The sequence below is a fragment of the Halomonas sp. H33-56 genome (assembly GCF_040147035.1).
GTDB classification, from domain to species: domain Bacteria; phylum Pseudomonadota; class Gammaproteobacteria; order Pseudomonadales; family Halomonadaceae; genus Halomonas; species Halomonas litopenaei.
On sequence record NZ_JAMSHP010000001.1, the window covers coordinates 1,789,299 to 1,803,825 of the forward strand.

The window sequence follows — 14,527 nt, forward strand, 5'->3', positions numbered from 1 at the left end:
GCGTGCCGATCCGCTGTCGGACAGGGGCGTCGATGCCCTTGCCCGAGAGGTGTTGACAGCGATGAACTCGGGGTAGAGGCACCTTGCTCGCATTGATAACAATTCGTGTTTCGGGTACTGTCGTGGCATTTGACGCGGCGCCCCAAGGCGGCGCGAGAGCAGGTCGGAGGCCTTGGAATGGCGAACAAGCAGATCAACGGGCGGCCCTTCGCCGGGCCATCACAGGCTAGCCCCAGCGATGTGGTGACGGCTGGCGCAGCGGCAAGGAACAGCCTGCTGGGCGTCTCCTGTGCGCTGGCGCTGGCGCTGGGGCACAGCGGGGTAGCCCAGGCACAGAACACGGCGGACAATCTCGGCGACGAGGCCCTGGCGGCCCAGACGACCCAGGCCGAGCTGCAGGCGCGGATCGACCAGGCCGACGACGAGGTGCGTCAGCGTATCGAGGCGCTGCGCCAGGCCGAGCAGGAGGCCCAGCGGCTTCAGTCCTACAACCAGGCGCTGGCCCCCCAGCTCGAGCAGCTCAAGGCGACCCTCGAGCAGCGCAGTCAGGGCATGGCGACCATGGCCGAGACCCGCGACGCCCTGCCGGGCCTGTTGAACGACATGACCCGCCGCCTCGACGCCTGGGTCGATCAGGACGTGCCATTCCTCCATGGCGAGCGCAAGGCCCGGGTGGCGTCGCTCGAATCCTCCCTGGCCAACCCCGAGCTGACCGCAGCCGAGAAGCTCGAGCGGGTGCTGGCGGCCTGGCGTGCCGAGCTCGACTATGGGCGCGATCTCGATGCCTGGCGCGGCACCCTGGAAGAGGGCGATCAGACCCGCGAGGTCGACTTCCTGCGACTGGGACGCGTGGGCTGGTACTACCTGACCCCGGATGGCCAGAACGGTGGCGTATGGGACGACGGAGGCTGGCAGTCGCTGTCCGCTGCCGAGCGCGACCAGGTGGAGAAGGGCCTGCAGATCGTGCGTGACCAGCGTGCACCGGAACTGCTGACGCTGCCGCTGACCCAACCGATCGAGGAGCGTTCCTGATGGTGTCTTTGACGGATTTCCCGGTGTCGCTGAACCGGCACAACCCGATGGGCAAGGGCCTCGCCCGCAGGCTGGTGCTGGGTGCCGCCGTGACCGCGCTGCTGGCCGCCGCTGCGCCTGCCGCCATGGCCCAGCAGCACAGCGATAGCGACAGCGTACTGTCGAGCTTCAAGCTGGAGCGAGAGGCCGCCGAGGCGCGTGATCAGGCGAGGTTGGCCGAGCTGGTGGAGGACAGTGACGCGCTGTCGGCCGCGCTCGAGGAGGCCGAGGCCCGTCGTGACGCCGCCCGGGAAGAGCGTGAGCGTCTGGAGGCCGAGATGGCCGAGGCGCGTCAGGCGCTGGACGAAATCGGTGCCCAGCGTGATGCCGAGGGCGGCGACCTCAACGCGGTGTTCAGCGCGGTGGCCGGCACCAGTGGTGAGCTGAGAGACGATCTCGGCCAGAGCCTGCTGACCCTGGGCGCCGACGTCGATTTGCCGCCGCGGCTGGACGACGACGCCATCCTGACCGTCGCCCAGATCGAGACCCTGGCCGACAGCCTGATGGGGCTGACCGCCGAGACCGGACTGGTGCGCCGATTCGAGGCGCCGGTGGCCGCAGGCAGCGGTGAGGTCGCGCCACGCCAGGTGACCCGTGTGGGTGACCTGATGGCCTTTGGCGGCGGCCAGTTGCTCGAGCGGGTCGGCGACGAAGGGCGGCTCTCCGCCCTCGAGCACACCCCGGAGCGCGTCGGCGCTGTGCTCGACGCTTATCAGTCAGGCGATGGCCAGCTGCTGCCGGTGGATCCCGTCGACGGACGGGTGATCGAGGCGCTGTCGCGCCAGCCCACGCTGCTCGAGCGCTTCCATCAGGGCGGTGCGGTCGGCTATGTGGTGGTCACCCTGGGCGCCCTGGGCCTTTTGATCGCCCTTGGCCAGTATCTGTACCTGCTGCGGGTCAGCATGACCACCCGTCGCCAGCTCGCCAACATGGATGAGCTGTCCAATGACAACCCCCTGGGCCGGGTGCTTCAGCGCTTCCACGCCTTCGGTGCCGGCCATGCTCCCGAAGCCCTGGAGGCACGTCTGGACGAGTCGATGCTGGCCGAGCAGCCGCGTCTCGAACGCGGCCAGGCACTGGTCAAGATGCTCGCTGCGGTGGCGCCGCTGCTGGGCCTGCTGGGCACGGTGACCGGCATGATCGTGACCTTTCAGTCGATCACGGTGTTCGGCACCGGCGACCCCCAGTTGATGGCCGGCGGTATCAGTCAGGCGCTGGTGACCACGGTGCTGGGCCTGATCACCGCGGTACCGCTGCTGTTCGCCCATACCGCCATGTCGTCACGCTCGCGCGCCCTGATCGGCACCATGGAAGGCCGCGCCAGCGCGGTGCTGGCCGACCGTCTGGAAGCCGATCGCAAGGCCCTGCAGCCGGCCACCGACGCTAAGCAAGGAAGCAGGCGCCATGCCGATGCACCCCTGGCTTGATCCCCTCGTCCGGCTGATCGACGCCGGCGGGCCGGTGCTGGTGGTGATCGCCGTGGTGGCCATGCTGCTGTTCTCGGTGGGGCTCGAGCGCTGGTGGTTCTTTCGCTTCCACTATCGCCCGGCCCGGGCCGAACTGATGCGCCGCTGGGTCGAGCGGCCCGACCACCAGAGCTGGAGTGCCCGCACCCTGCGCGAGGTCTGGGTAACGGAGCTGATCCGACGCCTGCGTGGCCCCTTGCCCTGGTTGAAGCTCCTGGTGGTGATCTGCCCGCTGCTCGGGCTGCTCGGCACCGTGACCGGCATGATCACGGTATTCGACAGTCTGTCCATGGCCGACAGCAACCAGGCCCGCGCCATGGCCGACGGCGTTGCCCGGGCCACCTTGCCGACCCTGACCGGGATGGCGGTGTCGGTGGTGGGGCTTCTGTTCATTACACGGCTTGAACATATCATTCGGCGCGAGGATCAGCGGCTGCACGACCGCCTTGCCCGCGCCGCGGAGGATGCACATGCGTAGACGTCGACTGTCCGCCGGCGCCGAAGAGGCCAGCGAGGTCAACCTGACCCCGATGCTGGACGTGGTCTTCATCATGCTGATCTTCTTCATCGTGACCACCAGCTTCATCAAGGAGAGCGGGGTAGAGATCGAGCGGCCCGAGTCCAGCGCCGCCTCTTCCCGTCCCGACGTCCAGGTGCTGGTGGCGATCACACCGGAAGGCGCCTTGTGGGTGGACGGTGAGCCGGTGGACATCCATCGCGTCGGCACCACCGTCGCCGGCATGCTCTCCGAGGATGGCTCGGTGGTGATCCAGGCCGATCGCAACGCCGCCACCGGGGTGCTGATCGAGACCATGGACCGGCTGCGCGACGCCGGTGTCGAAAAGGTTGCCGTCGCCGCCGAAAGGAGCTCCGACGCATGAGGCGAGTGGTCTCTCTGGCGGCGGGTAGCCTGCTGACCCTGGTACTGTTCGCCCTGCTGGCGCTGCTGGTGGTGCCACCGGAGGCCGAGCCTGAGCTGCGCGAGGAAATCACTCTGAGCCTGGCCGAGGCGGTGGCGCCCCAGGCCGAGGCCCCGGCGGAGGCCTCCGCTGCTTCGGCATCGGCGCCGCCACCTCCACCGCCGGTGGCCGCCGCGCCGCCGCCGCCGAGCCCGGCCCAGACCGCTGTCAGCGAGATCCAGTTGCCGGACCCCGAGGTGGTACCGCCGCCACGAGAGCCCAAGGCGCTGGACAGCGCCTTGCCGGAGCTGACCGAGACGCCGCCAGAACCTGAACCTGAGCCCGAACCCGAGCCCAGGCCCGAACCGAAACCCCGGCCGGAGCCGACGCCGCAGCCTGAGCCCGCACCGCAGCCCGAGCCCGCACCACAGCCAACGCCAGCGCCCAGCGTGGCCACCAATGCGACCAGCAACACGGGCAGCGCCAGTGCGGCGGGGGCCGGCGCCGCCGCGCCTGCCTCCAACGAGCCGGTGGACGTGGGCACCTCGGCCCGGGCCACGCGCAAGGTGCCGCCGGAGTACCCGCGCCGGGCCCAGCGTCGTGGGCTCGAGGGCTATGTGGTGATGCAATTTATCATCCGCGCCGACGGCAGCGTCGATCGCGGCAGCATTCAGGTACTCGAGGCCAGCCCCCGCCGGGTATTCGAGGACGCTGCGCGTCAGGCCATCGCCGGCTGGCGCTTCGAGGCGGCGTCAGGGCTTCGGCGGGCGCGTCAACGACTCGAGTTCCAGTTGAGATAGATGTCGAGATAGCCACACAAGGGGTCGATCGCCATGGCAGTACTGTTGAAGACCACCCCGCTGGGGCGCTACCTGCAAGGCACTGGTGCCGCCTTGGCGCTGGGCCTGATGGCGGGTCTGGCCGGCGCACTGGCAAGTCCTGCGGCAAGCGCCGCGCCGACCCTGTCCGGTGGCATCATCGCCGACCTCAAGGGCCTCGAGCAGCGCCTGGCCGACGACCCGGCAGGGGTCGAGGCCAAGGCCGAGAGCCAGGCCGAGCGGCTCACCGGAGGCAACGCCTCGGACCGCTGGGCCAGGGCGCTCTACCTGCAGCTTGCCGCCGGGGCGGCGTCGGCCCAGAACCGGCCCGAGGAGGCGGCCGATCACCTGGCCAGCGCCCGCCGGATCGATGGGGTCGAGCAGGCCCAGCGAGATCGCTGGCTGCGCCAGGAGATTGAACAGCGCATCCAGGCGCAGCAACGTCAGCAGGCGCGGGCGCTGCTGGAGGACTGGCTGTTACGCCACGAGGATGTCGAGGCACTTTGGACCCTGGCCGAGCTGGCGGCCGCCGACGAGGACTGGGAGGCCGCCGCCGATGGGGTCGAACGGGCCAAGGCGGCGGACCCGCAGCCGAGTCAGGCGCGGCTCGATTTCGCCGGTGGCGTGATGCACAAGAGCGGTCGTCTCGATCAGGCCCTGGCGGCCCTGGAGGCGCGGCTTGCCACCGATCCTGCTGATGCCGATGCCTGGCGCCGGGCCGCGGCCATGGCCCAGCGCCTGGGTGATCCGGTCCGGGCCGCGGCGCTGTGGGAGGCCGGCTGGCGTCAGGGCGCCCTGTCCGGCAACGATGACCTTGAACGTCGCATCGAGCTCCACTTGGCCGCCGGTACCCCCGCACGCGCCGCCGAGCTGCTCGAACGGGCGCTGGCGGAAGGCGTCCTCGAGGATAGCGAGCAACGTCGCCGGTTGCTGGCCGAGGCCTGGTTTCAGGCTCGCGACCATGACCAGGCGCTGGACGCCTGGCAGACTCTTTCCGAGCGTTCCGACGCTGGCTCGGACTGGCTCCGGTTGGGACAGATTGCCGCAGGCTGGGGCCGCGAACAGACCGCGCGCGAGGCATTGAACCGCGCACTCGCCAAGGGCGAGGACGAGGCGCAAACCTGGCTGGGCGCGCTGTCTGCGGGCTCGCAGACGGGGCAGGGCGCGGCCGCTGAACCTGGCGCTGGCGCCACGGATTCACCTCGAACCTCCGATGAAGGCGCTGGCTGAGGCGGCTCGCTGCCTTGTGGCAAAAATGACCCTCAGCGTAGAATTCGCCCCATGAAGAATTCCAGAAGCCTCATATTGCTGGTCATCGTTCCCGCGGTGGCCGTGGTGCTGCTCGGGGCGGCCATCTTTGGCTCCCAGGCGATGTCCGACAGCCGTCTGGACGATGACACGCGCGCCGCCCTGGCGGCGTCACTTCAGACCTCGGCACCGATCGAGCTCGCCAACTTGCAGGAGGTGCGCTACGGCTATGGCGTGTGCGGCTCCTATCGGCTGGCATCGGACGAAGGCTTTGCCTCCTTCTATCTTGATACTCAGAGCGGCGAGGTGGAGCTGGACGTCAACTCCCGTCGTTTCAATACCCACTGTGGCCTGTCGGCGCTGTGCTGACGGTCTCCATCGACGGTGACCGGTGTTGGTCGGCGTTTGACGACTGAGCCACCTTCGTCGACACAGGCTCGTGCCGGCACTTTCTCAAGGAGACGTTTTCATGCGCATGTTCAAGGGCACCCTGGTTGCCGGACTGCTGTCGCTGCTGGCGGCTACCCCGGTGCTTGCCGCCGAGCTAGAGATCAGCGACGCCAGGCTGCGCATGCTGCCCGGCGACCGCCCTGGTGCCGGTTACTTCAAGCTCTACAATGCGGGCGACGAGCCGGCAGCGGTGGTCGGAGCAGAGACCGACGCCTACGCCTCGGTGGAGCTGCACATGAGCATGGAGAAAGACGGCATGGCCATGATGCACGGCGTCGAGCGCTTCGAAGTGTCCCCCGGCGAGACCCGCGAGTTCGCCCCCCAGGGTTATCACCTGATGTTCATGAAGCCGCAACAGTCGCTGAACATTGGCGATGACGTCGAGGTCCGCCTGATCCTCGAAGGGGATGAGCGCGTCGAGACGACCTTCGAGGTGGTCTCGCCGGCAGCGCTGTAACGACGCTCTTGATACAGCTGAGACTGCTGAGACAGTTGGGTGGGCAAAGTGATGTCGAGAGAACGGTGTCGGGAGCAGGGGCTGCAAAGTAGAGCCGAGACAACGGCCCATGAATTGAAAGTTACGAGGTTGGCAATGCGACAGGGCAGAACCGGCGGCAATGGCAAGGTGCAGAGAAGGGGAGCTGGTGCGAGCCAGGCAGTCGCCAGGGCTGGTGCGGCACTGCTGCTTACCACAGCGCTGTTTGCCCTTGCCGGCTGCGAGGACGTCAACTGGCGTGGCACCGACATCTCCGACGCCATGCCGGCGCTGGACTTCGAGCTGATCGACGAGAACGGCCAGCCTGTCGATGAGGGTGACTACGCTGGCAAGACGACCCTGGTCTACTTCGGCTTCACCCACTGCCCGGACGTCTGTCCCACCGCGCTGGCGCGGCTGTCAGCGGTGATTCGGGAACTCGACGAGCCCACCCGCGACGCCGTCCGGGTGCTGTTCGTCTCGGTGGATCCCGAGCGCGACAGCCCCGAGGTGCTCGACGCCTATACCGAAGCCTTCGGACCGCGCTTTATCGGTCTTACCGGCGACAAGGCTGCACTCGACGCGGTCACCAACCGCTACCGTGTCAGCTATCGTCTGGGCGAACCCGAGGCCGACGGCAGCTACGACGTCGACCATTCCAGCGCCATCTTCGCCTTCGATTCAGGCGGCGACGCCCGTCTGTTGATGCGCGACACCGACCCGGTGGACTCCATCGCTGCAGACATTCGACGGCTGGTGGAGAAGGGGTAGAGGTCCCCATCTTCTTGCAAAAATGCAGCTGGAAAAGCAAAGGGCCACCTGAAGTGGCCCTTTCGCGTCTCGATGGTAACGCGCCTTCACGCCTCGCTGCGTGGCAGCTTGATGCAGTCTCTGGTGCCGCGCGTGGTGTTGTGAAGTTCTAAAGATCCAGTTCGGTCCACACCGGGGCGTGGTCCGAGGGTTTTTCCATGGCGCGCAGGTCGTAGTCGATGCCGGCGTCGGTGACGCGCTCGGACAGCGGTGCCGTGGTCAGGATATGGTCGATGCGAAGGCCCCGCTTGGGTTCGCGATCAAAGCCCTTCGAGCGATAGTCGAACCAGCTGAAACGATCGTCCACCTCGGGGTAGAGGCGGCGATAGCTGTCCTCGAGGCCCCAGGCCTTGATGCCATCCAGCCATTCGCGCTCGATCGGCTGAAAGCTGGTCTTGCCTTCGCGCAGCCAGCGCTTGCGGCTGGCCTCGCCGATGCCGATATCGATGTCGGCGGGCGAGATGTTGAAGTCGCCCATTACCGCCAGGCGTTCGCTGGGGGAGTGGTCCTCGTCGAGCAGGCGCTGGAGCTGGGCGTAGAAGGCGCGCTTGTGGGGAAACTTGGTCGGGTGCTCGATGTTCTCGCCCTGGGGGAAATAGCCGTTGTAGACCCATACATGCTCGCCGTCGGCGGCGCGCAGACGCACGCCGATCATGCGGCGCTGGGCGTCTTCACCGTCGTCGGGAAAGCCATAGCGAACCTCCTCCGGGGCCTCGCGGGTCAGCATGGCGACGCCGTAGTGACCCTTCTGGCCATGGAAGTGCACCTGATAGCCCATGGCTTCCACCGCCTCGCGGGGGAATTCACTGTCCTGGACCTTGGTTTCCTGCAGCCCGATCAGGTCGGGCTGGTGGGAGGCGATCAGCGCCTCGAGCTGGTGCAGGCGTGCGCGGATGCCGTTGATGTTGAAGCACACCAGGCGCATTACTGCTCTCCCTTGTTGCTGTCGCTGTTACTGCTGTCCGGCCCCTTGCCTTCGGGGTGAATCTCGATCGACGGGGCGGCGCGCATGCGCTCCAGCCGGCGTGCGGCCTGGGCCTTGCGCTGCTGGCGCTTCTTGGCGGAGAAGCGCCGTGATGAGGTGACCTCATCGGGATTTTCGTGGCGCCACTGCTTGTAGTCCTTGCGCCGACCGGTACGGATGGTCACCTTGTCGGCCAGGGAACGGGTCTTCTTGCGGCGTGTCATGACGCGGGGCTCCTGTATTCAATGGGCACATTCTATCAGTGCGGGGCCGCCAGGACAGCCGCTAGACACGATTCGATGCGCATCGGGCAAGCCCAAACGGCCAGACGCTGGTACAATACCCGGCTTGAGGAAACTCGAGGGGGCCCTGTGCCGTTGCCTCGACGCTTTCCGCTTTCCTTCAACTTCTCTTCGAGACGGACACACAGCACAGCCTATGAGCGAGTCGGAACAGACCACCGCACCGGCCGAGAGCCGCAAGCCCAAGCGTCGTCGCCGCAAGCCGAGGCGCCGCCAGTCCAACTGGGATCTGCGCCAGTTTCAGGTGCCCGCCGTGGCGGGCAAGTGGCGGTTCCACGACTTCGATCTGCCGCTGCCGCTGATGCGCGCCATCCATGCGCTCGGGTTCGAGTACTGCACGCCGATTCAGGCCGAGGCCCTCACCCACACCCTGATGGGTGGAGACGTGGTGGGCAAGGCCCAGACCGGTACCGGCAAGACCGCCGCCTTCCTGATTTCCATGATGGCCTACTTCCTCGAGGAGGAGGTGCCGGATGGCCAGAAGCCGGGGACGCCGCGCGCACTGATCGTGGCGCCGACCCGCGAGCTTGCCTTGCAGATCGAGAAGGACGCCAAGGCCCTGGCGCGCTTCACCTCGCTCAAGGTGACCAGCGTCGTCGGTGGCATGGACTACCAGAAGCAGCGCGAGGGGCTTGCCGGCAACGTCGATATCCTGGTGGCCACTCCGGGCCGCCTTCTGGACTTCCAGCAGAAGCGAGACATCGACCTCGGTCAGGTCGAGGTGTTGGTGCTGGACGAGGCCGATCGCATGCTGTCGATGGGCTTCATTCCCGACGTCAAGCGCATCATCCGCTACACGCCGAAGACCGAAGAGCGGCAGACCTTCCTGTTCTCCGCGACCTTCACCGAGGACATCCTCAACCTGGCCAGCCAGTGGACCCATCAGCCGGCCCACGTCGAGATCGCGGTCACCGTGGATAACGCCGCCGATATCGATCAGCGGGTGTACATGGTGGGCGACGAAGACAAGCAGCGACTGCTGGTCAACCTGCTGCAGCAGGAGTCGTTCGACCGGGTGATGGTGTTCGGCAATCGCCGCGATCTGGTGCGCAAGCTGCTGGACCTGCTGAAGAAGGCCGACATCAATGTGGCCATGCTGTCCGGCGATGTGCCGCAGAACCAGCGCATCCGCACCCTGGAGCAGTTCCGCGAGGGCGAGATTCAGGTGCTGGTGGCCACCGACGTGGCCGGCCGTGGCATCCATATCGAGGACGTCAGCCACGTGATCAACTACACCCTGCCCGAGGATCCGGAGGACTACGTCCACCGCATCGGGCGCACCGGCCGTGCCGGCGCCAAGGGCGTGTCGATCAGCTTCGTGGGTGAAGAAGACGCCTTCTCGCTGCCCGAGATCGAGCGCTTCATCGGCGATAAGCTGCCCTGCGAGCATCCGCCGGAAGGGCTTCTGTAAGCCCGTCAGGCGTTTGACGCTTGTACGCAGTCAGGGCCGGCCCAGCGCCGGCCCTTTGCGTCTCTCCCCCTTGTCCTTTTTTTCAATTGTCGTGGACCCGCCATGCTAGACGACGCCCTCAAGAGCGAGATTCAAAGCGCCTATCGTCGGGTGCTGGAGGCGCTGGAGCTGACCCCGCGCTACGGCCAGCGGCTGATGATCGCCGAGATCTCCCGCACCCTGGCCGGCATCGAGACCGACGAGGATGGCAAGCGGGTGAGCGATGAGCACGTCTGCGTGCTGGAGGCGGGCACAGGTACCGGCAAGACCCTGGCCTACCTGCTGGCGGCGTTGCCGGTGGCCAAGGCGCGCGGCAAGCGCCTGGTGCTGGCCACCGCCACGGTGGCGCTGCAGGAGCAGGTGCTGCACCAGGACCTGCCGTCGCTGAAGGCCCACAGCGGACTGTCCTTCGACTTTGCCCTGGCCAAGGGGCGCGGGCGCTATGTGTGCGTGGCCAAGCTCGACGCGGCCATGGACGGCGCCGAGGAAAACCCGACCCTGTCGCTGTTCGAGCAGAGCCTGGACGCCGCCACCGGCGATGACTTCAAGGCGCTGGTGGCCGCCATGGGAGATGCCTACGGCAACGGTCGCTGGGAAGGGGATCGCGATAGCTGGGGCGAAGCCATCGACGATAGCCATTGGCGGCGACTGACGGTGGATCACCGCCAGTGCACCAATCGCCGCTGCGGGCACTTCGGTGCCTGTGCCTTCTTTCGTGCTCGGCGCGACCTGGATCAGGCCGACGTCATCGTCGCCAACCATGATCTGGTGCTGGCGGATCTGGCGCTCGGCGGCGGCCTGGTGCTGCCCGACCCTGCCGACTGTATCTACGTCTTCGACGAGGGCCACCACCTGCCGGACAAGGCGATCTCCCACTTTACCCATCGCTTCAGCGTGGGCGGCGGGCTGCGCTGGCTGAGAAACCTCAGGGGCTCGCTGACCGAGCTGAATACGGCCCTGGGCGTGCAGCCGACCCTGGCGCGACTGCTGGGCGCGCTGCCCACCGCGATGGAAGCGCTGGAGCCACGCCTGGGCGAGGTGTTTGCGCTGGGCCACCAGCTGGCCGAGCGGCCCCATGGGCTCAACGACGACGAGGACGGTGCTCAGCACCGCTTCGAGATGGGGCGTGTGCCCGAGGCCCTGCGGGCCCAGGCCGAGGCGCTGGTGGTGCCCTTCGCCGAGCTCTGCCGTCTGCTCGAGTCGATGACCGACATCCTGCGCGAGAGCCTGGACCCGGAGAAGTCCACCGGCCTTGCCCGGGAGCAGGCCGAGGCCTGGCTGCCGCTGCTGGCGCTGCTGCACGGCCGGGCGCTGGAGGCCCACGCCCTGTGGCAGGCCTTTGCCGAGGGCGATCCGGCGGACGCGCCGCCGCGGGCACGCTGGCTGACCCTGGAGCGCTTCCAGGGCGAGCCCGAGCTGATCTTCTCGGCCAGTCCGGTATCCGCAGCCCATACCCTGGCGCGTTCGTTGTGGGGGCGCTGTCACGGCGCTGTGGTGACCTCGGCCACCCTGACCGCCCTGGGCCGTTTCGAGCGCCTGCAGGAGAGGGCGGGGCTGGCCAACCGCTATCGCTACCAGCGTCTGCCGAGTCCCTTCGACTATTCCCGAGCGGTGCTCAGCGTGCCCCGGGAGGCGGTGGACCCCGCCGACCGTGACGGCCACGAGCGGGCCATCGTCGACTTCGTCGAGGCTCTCGACGACAAGGAAGCGGTGCTGGTGCTGTTCTCGTCCCGGGCCCAGCTGCGCGGGGTGGAGAAGGCCCTGTCGCGGGAACGGCGAGAGCGAGTGCTGGCCCAGGACCGTCTGCCCAAGCGTGAGCTGGTCAGCCGCCATCGCCAGCGTATCGACGCCGGCGAGGGCAGCATCCTGTTCGGTCTGGCGAGCTTCGCGGAGGGCATCGACCTGCCCGGCGACTACCTGACCCATGTGGTGATCACGCGGCTGCCGTTCGCCGTGCCGGACGACCCGGTGGGAGCGACGTTGGCGGAATGGATCGAGAGCCAGGGCGGCAACCCGTTCATGCGCATAAGCGTGCCGGATGCCTCGATCAAGCTGGTCCAGGCCTGTGGTCGGTTGATCCGCAAGGAGGCCGACCGTGGCCGCATCACCTTGCTGGATCGCCGCGTGCTGACTCGCCGCTACGGCCGCGCGCTGCTCGACGCATTACCGCCCTTCGTGCGCGAGGTCGACGGCGTAAGCCAGGCCGGCTGAGGGACGCCGCGCCTCGCGAGGCAGGCGTGATATGCCGGCAGAAGCAAAGAGCCCGCCAACTTGGCGGGCTCCTTGCTGTCGTGGGCGTTGCTTCTGCAGGCGTCGCTGGCGCTGGGGATGATGGCGCCGCTGGCGCCTGGCGTCGGGGCCTTTCAGCCCCTTGCCTCGCACCAGGGGCGAATCAATTCACCCGCTTTGCCAGCTCCGGCGCCAGGCGTTCGTTCATGCTGCGGAAGGCCTCCACGGTGGTGTCCCAGTCGATGCAGGCGTCGGTCACGGAGACGCCGTAGGCCATTTCGCTCAGGTCCTCGGTGATCTTCTGGTTGCCCCAGCCGATATTGGACTCGACCATCAGGCCGATGATCGAACGGTTGCCGTCGAGAATCTGGTGGGTGACGTTGTCGAGCACCAGCGGCTGCAGGGCGGCGTCCTTGTTGGAGTTGGCGTGGGAGCAGTCGATCATGATGTTGGGCTTGACCCCGGCCTTCTTCAGCTCCTGCTCGGCCAGCGCTACGCTCACGCTGTCGTAGTTCGGCTTGCCGTTGCCCCCGCGCAGCACGACGTGGGCGTAGGCGTTGCCGCGGGTGCGGATGATCGCCACCTGGCCCTGCTGGTCGATGCCCAGGAAGTTGTGCGGGTGAGCGACCGACTGCAGCGCATTGACGGCCACGTCGAGGCTGCCGTCGGTGCCGTTCTTGAAGCCCACCGGGCATGACAGGCCGGAGGACATCTCGCGGTGGGTCTGGGACTCGGTGGTGCGGGCGCCGATGGCCGACCAGCTGATGCAGTCCTGCAGATACTGGGGCGAGATCGGGTCGAGTGCCTCGGTGGCCAGCGGCAGGCCCAGCTCGGAGAGCTCCACCAGCAGGCGACGGGCGATGTGCAGGCCTTCCTCGATCTCGAAGGAGCCGTTCAGGTGGGGGTCGTTGATCAGACCCTTCCAGCCCACGGTGGTGCGCGGCTTCTCGAAGTAGACGCGCATCACGATGTACAGGCTGTCCTTCACCTCGTCGGCCAGGCGGCGCAGGCGACGAGCGTAGTCCAGCGCGGCGTCCACATCGTGGATCGAGCAGGGGCCCACCACCATCAGCAGCCTGGGATCGGTGCCGTCGAGGATGTTCTGCACGGTCTTGCGGCCCTCGATCACCGTGGCCTCGGCCTCGGGAGAAAGAGGAATTTCCTGCTTCAACTGCTCAGGAGTGACGAGAACATCCTGGGCCAGGACGTTGAGGTTGTTCACCTGCTTGTCGGACATGAGGTCTACCTGTGTGTATCGTGTCAGCGCTGACGTTTCTGCGTGGCTCTACTATCCCTTGAGGGAGGGGTAAATTCAATCGCCTGAGGGAACCTTGTCGCGCACCCGATGTCGGAGCGGCGTCGAGAGATGCACTCAGAGAACGCTTGATGCGAGCCAAGGAAACAGGAACACTTGTGCCTTTTATCATGACGAGACCCATGACCTATACATCGCCGACAGGCGAAAGGTGGCACCCTGTTGCCAAGGGCCAGACCGAGGGTCCGGCGTCGTCAGCCCGACATCGTCGGGGAGGAGAGACATGACGCCCAAGGAAACGGACCAGCAGCTGGTGGCGCGCGCGCAGAAGGGCGATACCCGAGCCTTTGACCTTCTGGTCAAGAAGTACCAGCACAAGATTCTGGGCCTGATCGGCCGCTACATCAGCGACCATGCCGAGGTGCAGGACGTGGCCCAGGAAGCCTTCATCAAGGCTTACCGGGCGCTTGGCAAGTTTCGCGCCGAGAGCGCCTTCTATACCTGGATGTACCGCATCGCCATCAACACCGCCAAGAATCATCTGGTGTCCCGCGGGCGTCGTCCGCCGGGCAGCGATCTGGATATCAATGACGCCGAGATCGTCGACATGAGTGGCCGGCTGGCCGATATCGAGACGCCGGAGGCGTCCATCGCCAGGGACCAGCTCGAGGCGGCGGTATTCGAGGCGATCGAGAATCTTCCCGATGACCTGCGCACCGCCATCACCCTGCGCGAGCTCGATGGTCTTTCCTATGAAGATATCGCCCAGATCATGCAGTGCCCGGTGGGTACCGTGCGCTCGCGCATCTTTCGCGCCAGGGAGGCGGTGGATCAACATATTCAGCCGCTGATGACGACCTCGCGAAACGCCGAGTCACTTCCCTGATTCGCTATCGCGAGCCTGTGAGCTGGTCGTGGGCGCAGGGGTGAGGCAGGGCGACCCCTTTTGTTGCCGAATTCCCCATTTTTTTCAAATTGGGATGAACTGTTCGCCAGATTGGGCGTCTTACCCAGTGACCGGCCCGATGCAACAATCAACGACGGTCGTCACCTGGCGCTCGAGCCGGTGGCGAGTAACCGAGAATCGGTG

The 14,527-nt window shown here is 66.9% G+C and carries 15 protein-coding genes; 12 read left to right on the plus strand and 3 right to left on the minus strand.

Going from position 1 to position 14,527, the window contains the following annotated elements:
* Positions 1-177: 177 nt before the first annotated feature.
* The 9 genes from NFH98_RS07805 to NFH98_RS07845 all read left to right on the plus strand — a co-directional run bounded on the left by NFH98_RS07805 (position 178) and on the right by NFH98_RS07845 (position 7,198).
* Positions 178-1,032, plus strand: a complete 855-nt coding sequence (locus NFH98_RS07805; protein WP_349622452.1) for a DUF3450 domain-containing protein — start codon at positions 178-180, stop codon at positions 1,030-1,032.
* Positions 1,032-2,498 carry a MotA/TolQ/ExbB proton channel family protein gene (locus tag NFH98_RS07810; protein ID WP_349622453.1) on the plus strand — a complete coding sequence of 489 codons (1,467 nt, stop codon included), beginning with the start codon at positions 1,032-1,034 and terminating at the stop codon, positions 2,496-2,498. The genes NFH98_RS07805 and NFH98_RS07810 overlap by 1 nt, the downstream gene beginning before the upstream one ends.
* On the plus strand, positions 2,476-3,015 hold the full coding sequence (locus tag NFH98_RS07815) for a MotA/TolQ/ExbB proton channel family protein (protein WP_045993418.1): 540 nt from the start codon (positions 2,476-2,478) through the stop codon (positions 3,013-3,015). The genes NFH98_RS07810 and NFH98_RS07815 overlap by 23 nt, the downstream gene beginning before the upstream one ends.
* Positions 3,008-3,418 (plus strand): ExbD/TolR family protein, encoded by a 411-nt coding sequence (locus NFH98_RS07820; protein ID WP_045993419.1) that lies wholly within the window; start codon positions 3,008-3,010, stop codon positions 3,416-3,418. Before NFH98_RS07815 ends, NFH98_RS07820 begins: the two co-directional genes overlap by 8 nt.
* Positions 3,415-4,236, plus strand: coding sequence for an energy transducer TonB (locus NFH98_RS07825; RefSeq protein ID WP_108132695.1), 822 nt, complete (start codon positions 3,415-3,417; stop codon positions 4,234-4,236). Before NFH98_RS07820 ends, NFH98_RS07825 begins: the two co-directional genes overlap by 4 nt.
* A 33-nt stretch (positions 4,237-4,269) precedes the next feature.
* Positions 4,270-5,484, plus strand: coding sequence for a tetratricopeptide repeat protein (locus tag NFH98_RS07830; protein WP_349622454.1), 1,215 nt, complete (start codon positions 4,270-4,272; stop codon positions 5,482-5,484).
* 51 nt (positions 5,485-5,535) lie between these two features.
* A complete protein-coding gene (locus NFH98_RS07835; protein WP_349622455.1) occupies positions 5,536-5,871 on the plus strand; it encodes a hypothetical protein in 336 nt (111 codons plus the stop codon).
* 100 nt (positions 5,872-5,971) lie between these two features.
* Positions 5,972-6,409, plus strand: a complete 438-nt coding sequence (locus NFH98_RS07840) for a copper chaperone PCu(A)C (RefSeq protein WP_349588897.1) — start codon at positions 5,972-5,974, stop codon at positions 6,407-6,409.
* Positions 6,410-6,544: 135 nt separating this feature from the next.
* Complete coding sequence (locus NFH98_RS07845; RefSeq protein WP_349622456.1) at positions 6,545-7,198, plus strand: SCO family protein; 654 nt, start codon at positions 6,545-6,547, stop codon at positions 7,196-7,198.
* Between the two features lie 148 nt (positions 7,199-7,346).
* Here NFH98_RS07845 and xthA read toward each other — a convergent pair whose 3' ends face one another.
* Positions 7,347-8,162 carry an exodeoxyribonuclease III gene (gene xthA, locus NFH98_RS07850; RefSeq protein ID WP_349622457.1) on the minus strand — a complete coding sequence of 272 codons (816 nt, stop codon included), beginning with the start codon at positions 8,160-8,162 and terminating at the stop codon, positions 7,347-7,349.
* The gene (locus NFH98_RS07855) at positions 8,162-8,425 is read right to left on the minus strand and encodes a hypothetical protein (RefSeq protein WP_045993474.1); all 264 of its coding nucleotides are present in this window, start codon (positions 8,423-8,425) and stop codon (positions 8,162-8,164) included. The genes xthA and NFH98_RS07855 overlap by 1 nt, the downstream gene beginning before the upstream one ends.
* A gap of 214 nt (positions 8,426-8,639) precedes the next feature.
* Here NFH98_RS07855 and rhlB point away from each other — a divergent pair, with 214 nt between their 5' ends.
* Both rhlB and dinG read left to right on the plus strand, forming a co-directional pair.
* The gene (rhlB, locus tag NFH98_RS07860; RefSeq protein WP_124804378.1) at positions 8,640-9,914 is read left to right on the plus strand and encodes an ATP-dependent RNA helicase RhlB; all 1,275 of its coding nucleotides are present in this window, start codon (positions 8,640-8,642) and stop codon (positions 9,912-9,914) included.
* A 102-nt stretch (positions 9,915-10,016) separates the two neighbouring features.
* Positions 10,017-12,164: an ATP-dependent DNA helicase DinG gene (gene dinG / locus NFH98_RS07865; protein WP_349622458.1), complete on the plus strand. Its 2,148-nt coding sequence runs from the start codon at positions 10,017-10,019 to the stop codon at positions 12,162-12,164.
* A gap of 181 nt (positions 12,165-12,345) precedes the next feature.
* Here the strand turns inward: dinG and NFH98_RS07870 are convergent, their stop codons facing one another.
* The gene (locus tag NFH98_RS07870; protein WP_045993477.1) at positions 12,346-13,419 is read right to left on the minus strand and encodes a 3-deoxy-7-phosphoheptulonate synthase; all 1,074 of its coding nucleotides are present in this window, start codon (positions 13,417-13,419) and stop codon (positions 12,346-12,348) included.
* A gap of 301 nt (positions 13,420-13,720) precedes the next feature.
* Here NFH98_RS07870 and rpoE point away from each other — a divergent pair, with 301 nt between their 5' ends.
* Complete coding sequence (rpoE, locus tag NFH98_RS07875) at positions 13,721-14,323, plus strand: RNA polymerase sigma factor RpoE (RefSeq protein ID WP_108132698.1); 603 nt, start codon at positions 13,721-13,723, stop codon at positions 14,321-14,323.
* Positions 14,324-14,527 lie beyond the last annotated feature (204 nt).

Excerpts from the sequence above, each read along its gene's own strand:
- NFH98_RS07855 (WP_045993474.1), bottom strand. The coding sequence starts at position 8,425 with ATGACACGCCGCAAGAAGACCCGTTCCCTGGCCGACAAGGTGACCATC.
- NFH98_RS07870 (WP_045993477.1), bottom strand. The coding sequence starts at position 13,419 with ATGTCCGACAAGCAGGTGAACAACCTCAACGTCCTGGCCCAGGATGTT.
- NFH98_RS07820 (WP_045993419.1), top strand. The coding sequence starts at position 3,008 with ATGCGTAGACGTCGACTGTCCGCCGGCGCCGAAGAGGCCAGCGAGGTC.
- dinG (WP_349622458.1), top strand. The coding sequence starts at position 10,017 with ATGCTAGACGACGCCCTCAAGAGCGAGATTCAAAGCGCCTATCGTCGG.
- NFH98_RS07845 (WP_349622456.1), top strand. The coding sequence starts at position 6,545 with ATGCGACAGGGCAGAACCGGCGGCAATGGCAAGGTGCAGAGAAGGGGA.
- rpoE (WP_108132698.1), top strand. The coding sequence starts at position 13,721 with ATGACGCCCAAGGAAACGGACCAGCAGCTGGTGGCGCGCGCGCAGAAG.
- NFH98_RS07810 (WP_349622453.1), top strand. The coding sequence starts at position 1,032 with ATGGTGTCTTTGACGGATTTCCCGGTGTCGCTGAACCGGCACAACCCG.
- NFH98_RS07805 (WP_349622452.1), top strand. The coding sequence starts at position 178 with ATGGCGAACAAGCAGATCAACGGGCGGCCCTTCGCCGGGCCATCACAG.
- NFH98_RS07825 (WP_108132695.1), top strand. The coding sequence starts at position 3,415 with ATGAGGCGAGTGGTCTCTCTGGCGGCGGGTAGCCTGCTGACCCTGGTA.
- NFH98_RS07840 (WP_349588897.1), top strand. The coding sequence starts at position 5,972 with ATGCGCATGTTCAAGGGCACCCTGGTTGCCGGACTGCTGTCGCTGCTG.
- NFH98_RS07835 (WP_349622455.1), top strand. The coding sequence starts at position 5,536 with ATGAAGAATTCCAGAAGCCTCATATTGCTGGTCATCGTTCCCGCGGTG.
- NFH98_RS07815 (WP_045993418.1), top strand. The coding sequence starts at position 2,476 with ATGCCGATGCACCCCTGGCTTGATCCCCTCGTCCGGCTGATCGACGCC.
- xthA (WP_349622457.1), bottom strand. The coding sequence starts at position 8,162 with ATGCGCCTGGTGTGCTTCAACATCAACGGCATCCGCGCACGCCTGCAC.
- NFH98_RS07830 (WP_349622454.1), top strand. The coding sequence starts at position 4,270 with ATGGCAGTACTGTTGAAGACCACCCCGCTGGGGCGCTACCTGCAAGGC.
- rhlB (WP_124804378.1), top strand. The coding sequence starts at position 8,640 with ATGAGCGAGTCGGAACAGACCACCGCACCGGCCGAGAGCCGCAAGCCC.